This is a genomic window from Asticcacaulis sp. DW145, assembly GCF_037101385.1.
GTDB classification, from domain to species: Bacteria; Pseudomonadota; Alphaproteobacteria; order Caulobacterales; family Caulobacteraceae; genus Asticcacaulis; species Asticcacaulis currens.
Genome location: NZ_AP029024.1, coordinates 407,347 through 415,000 on the forward strand (window position 1 = coordinate 407,347; position 7,654 = coordinate 415,000).

At 60.9% G+C, this 7,654-nt stretch carries 6 protein-coding genes; 2 read left to right on the forward strand and 4 right to left on the reverse strand.

From position 1 onward, the window contains the following. Positions 1-69 precede the first annotated feature (69 nt). Both AACH73_RS01860 and AACH73_RS01865 read left to right on the forward strand, forming a co-directional pair. Positions 70-816 (forward strand): electron transfer flavoprotein subunit beta/FixA family protein, encoded by a 747-nt coding sequence (locus AACH73_RS01860; protein WP_338735242.1) that lies wholly within the window; start codon positions 70-72, stop codon positions 814-816. Further along, entirely contained in the window at positions 816-1,748 is a 933-nt protein-coding gene (locus AACH73_RS01865) for an electron transfer flavoprotein subunit alpha/FixB family protein (RefSeq protein ID WP_338735243.1), read from the forward strand. Before AACH73_RS01860 ends, AACH73_RS01865 begins: the two co-directional genes overlap by 1 nt. A 160-nt stretch (positions 1,749-1,908) precedes the next feature. On the opposite strand, the gene AACH73_RS01870 is transcribed toward AACH73_RS01865, so the two are convergent. The 4 genes from AACH73_RS01870 to hfaA all read right to left on the reverse strand — a co-directional run bounded on the left by AACH73_RS01870 (position 1,909) and on the right by hfaA (position 7,609). After that, a complete protein-coding gene (locus AACH73_RS01870; RefSeq protein WP_338735244.1) occupies positions 1,909-4,818 on the reverse strand; it encodes an insulinase family protein in 2,910 nt (969 codons plus the stop codon). A 113-nt stretch (positions 4,819-4,931) separates the two neighbouring features. Beyond that, positions 4,932-6,206 (reverse strand): holdfast anchor protein HfaD, encoded by a 1,275-nt coding sequence (gene hfaD, locus AACH73_RS01875; RefSeq protein ID WP_338735245.1) that lies wholly within the window; start codon positions 6,204-6,206, stop codon positions 4,932-4,934. Next, positions 6,133-7,167: a holdfast anchoring protein HfaB gene (gene hfaB / locus AACH73_RS01880; protein ID WP_272740036.1), complete on the reverse strand. Its 1,035-nt coding sequence runs from the start codon at positions 7,165-7,167 to the stop codon at positions 6,133-6,135. The genes hfaD and hfaB overlap by 74 nt, the downstream gene beginning before the upstream one ends. Then, a complete protein-coding gene (gene hfaA / locus AACH73_RS01885) occupies positions 7,157-7,609 on the reverse strand; it encodes a holdfast anchoring protein HfaA (protein WP_338735246.1) in 453 nt (150 codons plus the stop codon). The genes hfaB and hfaA overlap by 11 nt, the downstream gene beginning before the upstream one ends. Between the last annotated feature and the right edge of the window lie 45 nt (positions 7,610-7,654).

The window sequence follows — 7,654 nt, forward strand, 5'->3', positions numbered from 1 at the left end:
TTGACTTTGAGGGGCAGCGGCGTCAGTAAACGACATCGAATGTAAAGCTTGCTGCGAGGAAAGCTCACAATGAAGGTACTGGTACCCGTCAAGCGGGTGTTGGACTACAATGTCAAGGTCCGCGTCAAGTCTGATCAGACCGGCGTCGATCTGGCCAATGTCAAGATGGCCATGAACCCCTTTGACGAAATCGCTGTCGAAGAAGCGGTGCGCCTCAAGGAAAAGGGAACGGTGACCGAGATCGTCGCCGTCTCCATCGGCGTCGCGCAGTGCGAGGCGATCCTGCGCACGGCTCTGGCCATGGGCGCCGATCGCGGCCTTCTGATCGAAACCGATCAGGACCTTGAGCCGCTGGCCGTCGCCAAGGTGCTGAAGGCCGTGGTGGCTCAGGAAAACCCGGATATCGTCCTGATGGGCAAACAGGCCATCGACGGCGACAACAACGCCACCGGTCAGATGCTCTCTGCCCTGCTCGACTGGCCGCAGGCGACCTTCGCCTCGAAGGTAGAGATCGCGGGTTCTGAAGCGCTCGTCACCCGCGAAGTCGATGGCGGTCTGCAAACGCTGGGCGTGCAGCTTCCGGCGGTTATTACCACCGATCTGCGCCTCAATGAGCCGCGCTACGCCTCCCTCCCCAACATCATGAAGGCCAAGAAGAAGCCGCTCGATACGAAAGCCCTGGCTGAGTACGGCGTCGATGCCGCGCCGCGCCTGACGGTGGTCAAGGTCACCGAACCGGCCAAGCGGTCGGCGGGTATCAAGGTCGAAAACGCCGATGCCCTTATCGCTAACCTCAAGACGGCGGGAGTTCTGTAATGGCGGTTCTGGTTATTGCCGATCACGACGGCGCGCACCTGCGCGACACAACGTTGAAGGTCATCACGGCGGCGCAAAAGCTGTCGGGGGATATTGACGTGCTGGTCTATGGCGAGGCGTCTGCCGTGGCCGCTCAGGCCGCTGCGGCGGCGGGCGTGCGCAAGGTGCTGACCGCCGAAAGCGCCGAACTGAAGGCCGACATCGCTGAGGCCGTTTCGGCCCTGATCGTGTCGCTGGCCGCGGGCTATGACACCATCGCCATCCCGGCTACGGCTTCGGGCAAGAATGTCGCGCCGCGTATCGCTGCCGAGCTCGATGTTTCGATCATTTCCGATGTCATCGAGGTGGTGGCGGGCGACACCTTCGTCCACCCCATCTACGCGGGCAATGCGCTCGAAACCGTCAAAACGGCGGACGCCAAAAAGGTGCTGACCGTGCGCCCGACGGCGTTTGCGCCGGTGGCGGCAACGGGCGGTTCTGCGGCGGTGGAACCCGTGGCCGTTGCGGCGGTGACGCTGAAGACGCGCTTTGTGTCGGACGAAAAGGTCGTCTCGGACCGCCCGGAACTGGGTGCGGCCAAGGTGGTGGTGTCCGGTGGCCGGGCGCTGGGTTCGGCCGATGAGTTCAAGGCTGTGCTGGAGCCTCTGGCTGACAAGCTGGGCGCCGCGGTCGGTGCCTCGCGCGCGGCCGTCGATGCGGGCTATGCCCCCAACGACTATCAGGTGGGGCAGACCGGTAAGGTCGTGGCCCCGGAGCTTTATATCGCTGTCGGTATTTCGGGCGCTATCCAGCACCTGGCTGGTATGAAGGACTCCAAGGTCATTGTCGCCATCAACAAGGATCCGGAAGCCCCGATCTTTCAGGTCGCCGATTTCGGTCTGGTTGAAGATTACAAGACGGCGGTCCCGGCTCTGGTCAAGGCCCTGGGCTAGAGTGCATTTCGTTTATTCTGAATCGAAATGTCGCTCTAAATTTCTGTTTTATCGCCTTTTTTTCGCTCAACCGGTATCCACTTGAGCGAAAAACGCGCTAAGGTTAGAGAGATATAAGACTGTAAAAAACCCCTCCGGCACCAACCGGAGGGGTTTTTTCTTACTTCGCCGGGGCGGCGACGGGTTTGTCCGCCGGCTTGACCTGAATGCGCAGCAGCTTCTCCTTGATCAACCATTTCTTGGCCATGGCCTGAATGTCGGCGGGGGTCACCGCCTCGACCTCGGCCTTGCGTGTGCGGATGGCCGTCAGATCGCGCGGATCGGCCTGAATGCCGGGCAGCACGCCCATCCAGTAGCCGTTCGTCTTGACTTGGACGTCGTAACGATCCAGCACCGGCTTGCGTGCCCGCAGCAGTTCGTCGGCTTCCACCGGCTTGGCTTTCAGGTCCTCGGCGATGGTCAGCAGCGAATCGTAGAAGGTCTGATCGACTTCAGGTTTCACGGTGGCCTGCGCCGCCAGATAGCCATAGCCTTTGAAGGTATTGGACATCACGCTGCCCGCCGATGAGCCGTAGGACGCCCCCTGCTTTTCGCGGATTTCGTCGATCAGGCGCAGCGTCATGACTTCGGCCAGCATTTCGGTGGCGCGGGCCTGCTTCGTATCGGCGAAGAAGTCCGTGGTCGGCCAGGCGATGTAGCTGAGGTTCTGATCGGCACGACCGGTGTGGGTCAGGACCTGATGCAGGTTGGTCGTGGGGAAGCTGAGCGTATCCGCCCCCTTGACCGGGGCGACGGTTTCGGCGCGCTTGGGCAGGGTGGCGAAGGTGGTGGCCAGAACCTTTTTCGCCTCTTCGACCGTAATGTCACCGACGATGGTGATTTCGATGGGCGCAGTGGTCAGGATGCCGGTGACCAGCGCCTTGACATCGTCGTTCTTGACCGCCAGCGCGGCATCCTTTTCTGGCAGGCCAAAGCGGGTGTCGCCATTACGCAGCAGGCGCGGGGCTTTGGTTGAAAAGACGCTGTTGGGCGTCGAGGACAGGGTCTGGTAGTAGTTGGGCAGGAAGGATTTAAGACGATCAAGCGCTTCCGGACGATAGGCCGTGTCTGTGACGAAGGCCGTCAGTACCTGCATCTGAAGCGCGAAATCGCTCGGCGTGGTGTTACCGGATAGGACCGCTGCCTCTTCACCGATGCCGAAATTGGCCCCATAGATGCGTCCGGCCAGCGTGTCCTTGATCTCTTCGGAATCGAGCTTGCCCAGACCGCCATCGAAGACGCCGACCCAGTTGGCCGCCTGAAGCGGCAGGGCCTTGTCCTGACCGACGGTGGTCAGGCCGCCGCCAAAGCGGACACTGACCAGAATTTCGTTATCCTTGAAGGTTGTCGGCTTGATATTGACCTTCACGCCGTTGGCGTAGGCCAGTTCGGTTACGCCAATGTCGGACAGCACGTTTTCCTTGCTGATGGCTGCGGCTGTCGTGCCGAAGGTTTCATAGGGCCAGGCCTTTTTGACCGCGACCGCCGGTTTTTCAACGGTTTTGGCCGTGATGGCCTCATACGACGCCAGCATGGCCGGCTTGTCGAAGCCGCCCAGATCGGACGCCATGTGCGTCAGAAGCGGGCCGTCACCGGCAAACAGCGTCCTGGCGCGGGCGCTGACGGCCGCGGCGGTCAGACGGCCTTTGATGGCGTTGAAAAAAGCCAGATTCTGGCTTGGGGTGGTAATGACGTCCTTATCCGCCACAGACCCGACCAGCGCATTGACAATGGCCCCGGTATTGCGCGTCTTTTCGCCCTTGGCCTGCGCCTCAAGGCTGGCGACCATGTCGGCCAGTTCGCGCGTCACTTCGGCCTCGGTCACGCCGTAGGCCTCAAACTGCCGCACCATGGTAAAGGCCTGCTCGAAAGCGTCCTTTTCCTTGCCGGGCTTGGGCGTGATGTTGAGGCTGAGGGTCTCGGCGGTCTTTGACACCGTGTCGTCCCCGGCACCGGCGGCGGCAAAGGCGCTTTCGGGTGACTTGGCCTGACGCTCCAGACGCTGATTGAGAATCGACAGGGTCAGGTTGTCGAGCGTGTCGTCAAAGTCTTTGGCCTGCGTTTCCCATGAGTTGTCGAACGGCTTGAACCAGGTTATCTGGATCGACTTACCCAGACCTGGCTCGACGTAGGTGTAGGCCGACGCCTTTTGTGGTGTGTAGGTGCCGAAGCTCAGCTTGTCGAGCGGGCGCTTGGAGCGCGCGGTCAGGTCGGTGAATTTCGCCTTGATCTTGGCTTCGATCTTGTCGGGATCGACATCCCCCGCCACCACAATCGTGGTCAGTTCGGGGCGGTAAAAGTCGTTATAATAGTCGATAAAGGCCTGGGCAGGGGCTTCGGCAATGATCTTGGTCGAACCGATGGGCAGGCGGTGGCCGTAGAGCTGGCCGGGGAAGGCGGCCTTGGCCCATTCGACATAGGCGCGATACGGGGGAGAGTTGCGGGCGCGTTCCTCGCCCAGCACCACGCCGCGTTCACGGTCGATAGCCTTGGGGTCGAGCGTTAGATTGCCGGCCGTTTCGCGGAACAGGAACAGGCCGGTGTCGATGATTTCTTCATCGTTCTTCGGCAGGTCCAGCATATAGACCGTCTCATCGAACGAGGTGTAGGCATTGGTGTCCGGGCCGAACTTCAGGCCGTGACGCTCAAGGATTTTAACCATGTCGCCCTCGGGCACATTCTTTGAGCCGTTGAAAGCCATGTGCTCAAGGAAGTGGGCAAGGCCAAGCTGATGCTCCGATTCCATCAACGAACCGGTGCCAAAACGCATGCGCAGGCTGACGACGCCCGGCGGCGTCTTGTTGGGGTAGATGATGTAGGTCAGGCCATTGGGCAGGCGGCCGAAGCGCGCCTGAGGGTCGGGTGTGATGTCGGAATGGGCCTGCGCGAACTCGATGCCGCCCGGCAGTACGACCGGGGCCTGTTGCGCCGTCTGGGCAAAGGCCGCCGGTGTCAGCGCCGTCGTGGACAGGAGCCCTGTAGACAGGGCCGCTACGGTCGCGGCGGTGAGGAATTGGGTACGTATGGTCATCGAAAGGTCGCCCCTCATTAAAACTGTGGGCGACCTTTCCAAAGATTTACGGCTGAATAAAGTTACGAAACCGTAATGTCCGCTGGCTCTGGCTGATTTCAGGCAGCCTATTCTTACGGCTTGCCGTTACCCGACACATAATAGGTCGCCGTGTTGCCAATGGCGCGGCTGGTTGAGACAATGGCGCGGCCCGATCCGGTGATGTTCGTCGACGTCGAAGCCGAGACGTCCGCATTATTCACCTGCGTATTGCGCACCGTCATGTCCGCTTCGCATTCGGCGCAGGCATAGCCATAGGCGGAGTTGCCTGTCGCCTCGGCGCTGACATAGGCGTCATAACCCGCGTGGCCCTCAAAGCTGGCCTGCACGTCGATCGGACCGGTGTTGAACTGTTCGGTGTCGATATTGACGTACTTGTCGCCATTCCCGGCGGTCAGGCTGTTGCCGGCACCCGTGGCGGTAGAATGCATCTCGCCATATTCATAGCCGCTCAGTACGCTCATCGACTGCACCTGCCCGGTATTGTTCTGGCTGGTGTCGGTCACCAGCGAACCACCGGTATTGTACAGGCTGATCGTGTTGGCCGCGGCATCCGATTGGGCCGCCATATGCCAGGCATTGCCGGCATTGGCCGAGACATAGGACTCGGTGCGTCCCGTCGCGCCTTGCGTGACCGTGTGTTCCTGCGACCCCCGGTCGGTCGAGTTTGAACCGTAATAGTTGTTCATGGCCGAGGCGGTGTAGAGGTTTGGTGACGGCGAATAGTGCAGCACCACGCCGGTGCGGGCGCGCGATTCCGCCGCAGATTGCTGATCGGCGGTCGATTCCAGGCGCCCGTTGGTGACCTCATAGGCCTGATGGTTCACGACCGAGGTCGTATTCACTTCGCCCGATCCGTAGATCGAATTGTTGGGTGAATTGACCTGAGTATCTGCATGGACCTTGACGCCGGACACGGCCTGAGCCGTGTGGCTCACCAGCTTGCCCTCGGTCGTGGTGCCCGCGCCGTAATTGCCGACAGCCTGCGTCGTCATATAGAGCGGTGTGCCGAGCGAATTACGGTAGTCTTCGGGGGCGGCGGTGCCGTTAACGGTCGCGCTGGCCGTGACATTGCCCTGAAGCACCTGACGCGAAGACAGGTTGGCATCGACCTGCGTGTTGCCGGCGATGGCGGCATTGGCGTGGCTCGACGTTTCCACTTTCAGCAGGTCGTAATTGTCCACCACGTTCAGGGTCTGACCGGAAAAGATATCGCCGGTCTGGGTCTGATCGTTGGTGATGTCCAGTCCCGATGAAGGACCACTGACCGTCTGACTAGTAGCGGCCGTCGCCAGAACTGCGGTTGCGAGTATTGTGCCAGCGGCTAGGATCTTCGCGCGTACCCGCATTGTTGGTCTCCAGATTATTATAAGCCGGTGTATAGCCGCCGGTCCGGCCCAGCGTGGCGTCGTTGAGGAAGTCGTCCTTGGGGCTCAGGCAGATTTCGGGGCCCTGCACGCCATAGAGATTGGCCATGAATTCCAGCGTGGCGCGCTCAATCAGGGCACGCACGGCCAGTTGCATCGGCTCAAGCCCGCCTTCGCCCGCCGAAACGTCGAAGATGTTGCCGTTGAAGAAGTCGAACACCCCGGCCTTGATTTCACGACCGATGATCTGCTTCTGGTAGGAGATGACGTCCACCACCTCCAGCGTGCGCGTATCGACCAGACGCAGGTCCAGCGCGACATTCATCACATAGAGGCGCCCGTTGACGATGCCCTTGGGGTCTTTGGCGTCGGCATCGCCGACATAGGCGTCAATGCCCGATGAGCGGATATTGTAATTCAGCTCGGTGATGCCGCCAACGATGTGGAAGTCAGAACCAGCGATCTGACCCGCCATGATGCGGCGGTATTCGCCCGCTTCGGTCGGGTTGGCGACCTCATTGTCGGTAATCAGCTTGTTGTTGGTGTATTTCAGTTCCAGTTCGGACACCGACGTGTCGAAGCGTTCCACCTGACGCGCGCCCGACTTGGCCAGAGCCGTCATCGCCATGAGCGACGCGCCCTGCGTGATCTTGCGACCCCCTTCGTATTCGACCTTCCCGGTATAGTCCGAGATACGGCCCACGGCCATGCGCGGCGAGGCGAGGCCATGCTTGCGGGCATAGGAGCCGAGGCAGACCAGAGCGTCGGAATAGGCGGTCGGATTGGCCGTGACCGGCGCATTGCCGATCGGCTTGGCATAGACGCCCGACGGGCCTGCGACTGGCGACACGCAGGCCGACAAGGTCATCGCCCCCGCAGCCAGAGCGATCAGGCTAAAACCACGGCGCATACGGTGCGACGATTTCTTCGTATCAGAAGCCATTGAGATTTCCTGTAATGTCCGTACCGGTTGCCCCGGTGGCCGTTTGCTTGCCATTGGTGGCGGTGACGTTGCCGTTATTGGTTTGGGTCGAATTGACGATGACCGTGTTGTAATTGCCGTGGACGACGACCGAAAGGTTGTTACCGATCGCGGTTGCGCCCCCTACGGCGCCTGCACCGGAATAGCTGTCGCCTGCGCCATAGGTCATCGACTTGGAATAAACGCTCTGATCGCCGCCGGTAACGATGACGCCGTCCAGAAGGACACGGTTGCCATTGGCATCGCGCGTCGAAGGGTCGATGGCGCGCTCTTCCTGACCGCGAGACCGGCCATAACCGGTTTCAAAACCGGTCGAGGTCGTGTTCATCGTCTGCGCCAGAGCCGGGGCCCCGGTCACGATGAGGAGGCCTGCGGCGGCAGCGGCTATCTTGTAATACGCCATGTTGGGCTCCTGTCCGGCTTGCGCCTTCACTTGAGAGGCGAAAAG

Coding starts and splice junctions, on each gene's coding strand:
- AACH73_RS01870 (WP_338735244.1), bottom strand. CDS start 4,818: ATGACCATACGTACCCAATTCCTCACCGCCGCGACCGTAGCGGCCCTG.
- AACH73_RS01860 (WP_338735242.1), top strand. CDS start 70: ATGAAGGTACTGGTACCCGTCAAGCGGGTGTTGGACTACAATGTCAAG.
- hfaB (WP_272740036.1), bottom strand. CDS start 7,167: ATGGCTTCTGATACGAAGAAATCGTCGCACCGTATGCGCCGTGGTTTT.
- hfaA (WP_338735246.1), bottom strand. CDS start 7,609: ATGGCGTATTACAAGATAGCCGCTGCCGCCGCAGGCCTCCTCATCGTG.
- hfaD (WP_338735245.1), bottom strand. CDS start 6,206: ATGCGGGTACGCGCGAAGATCCTAGCCGCTGGCACAATACTCGCAACC.
- AACH73_RS01865 (WP_338735243.1), top strand. CDS start 816: ATGGCGGTTCTGGTTATTGCCGATCACGACGGCGCGCACCTGCGCGAC.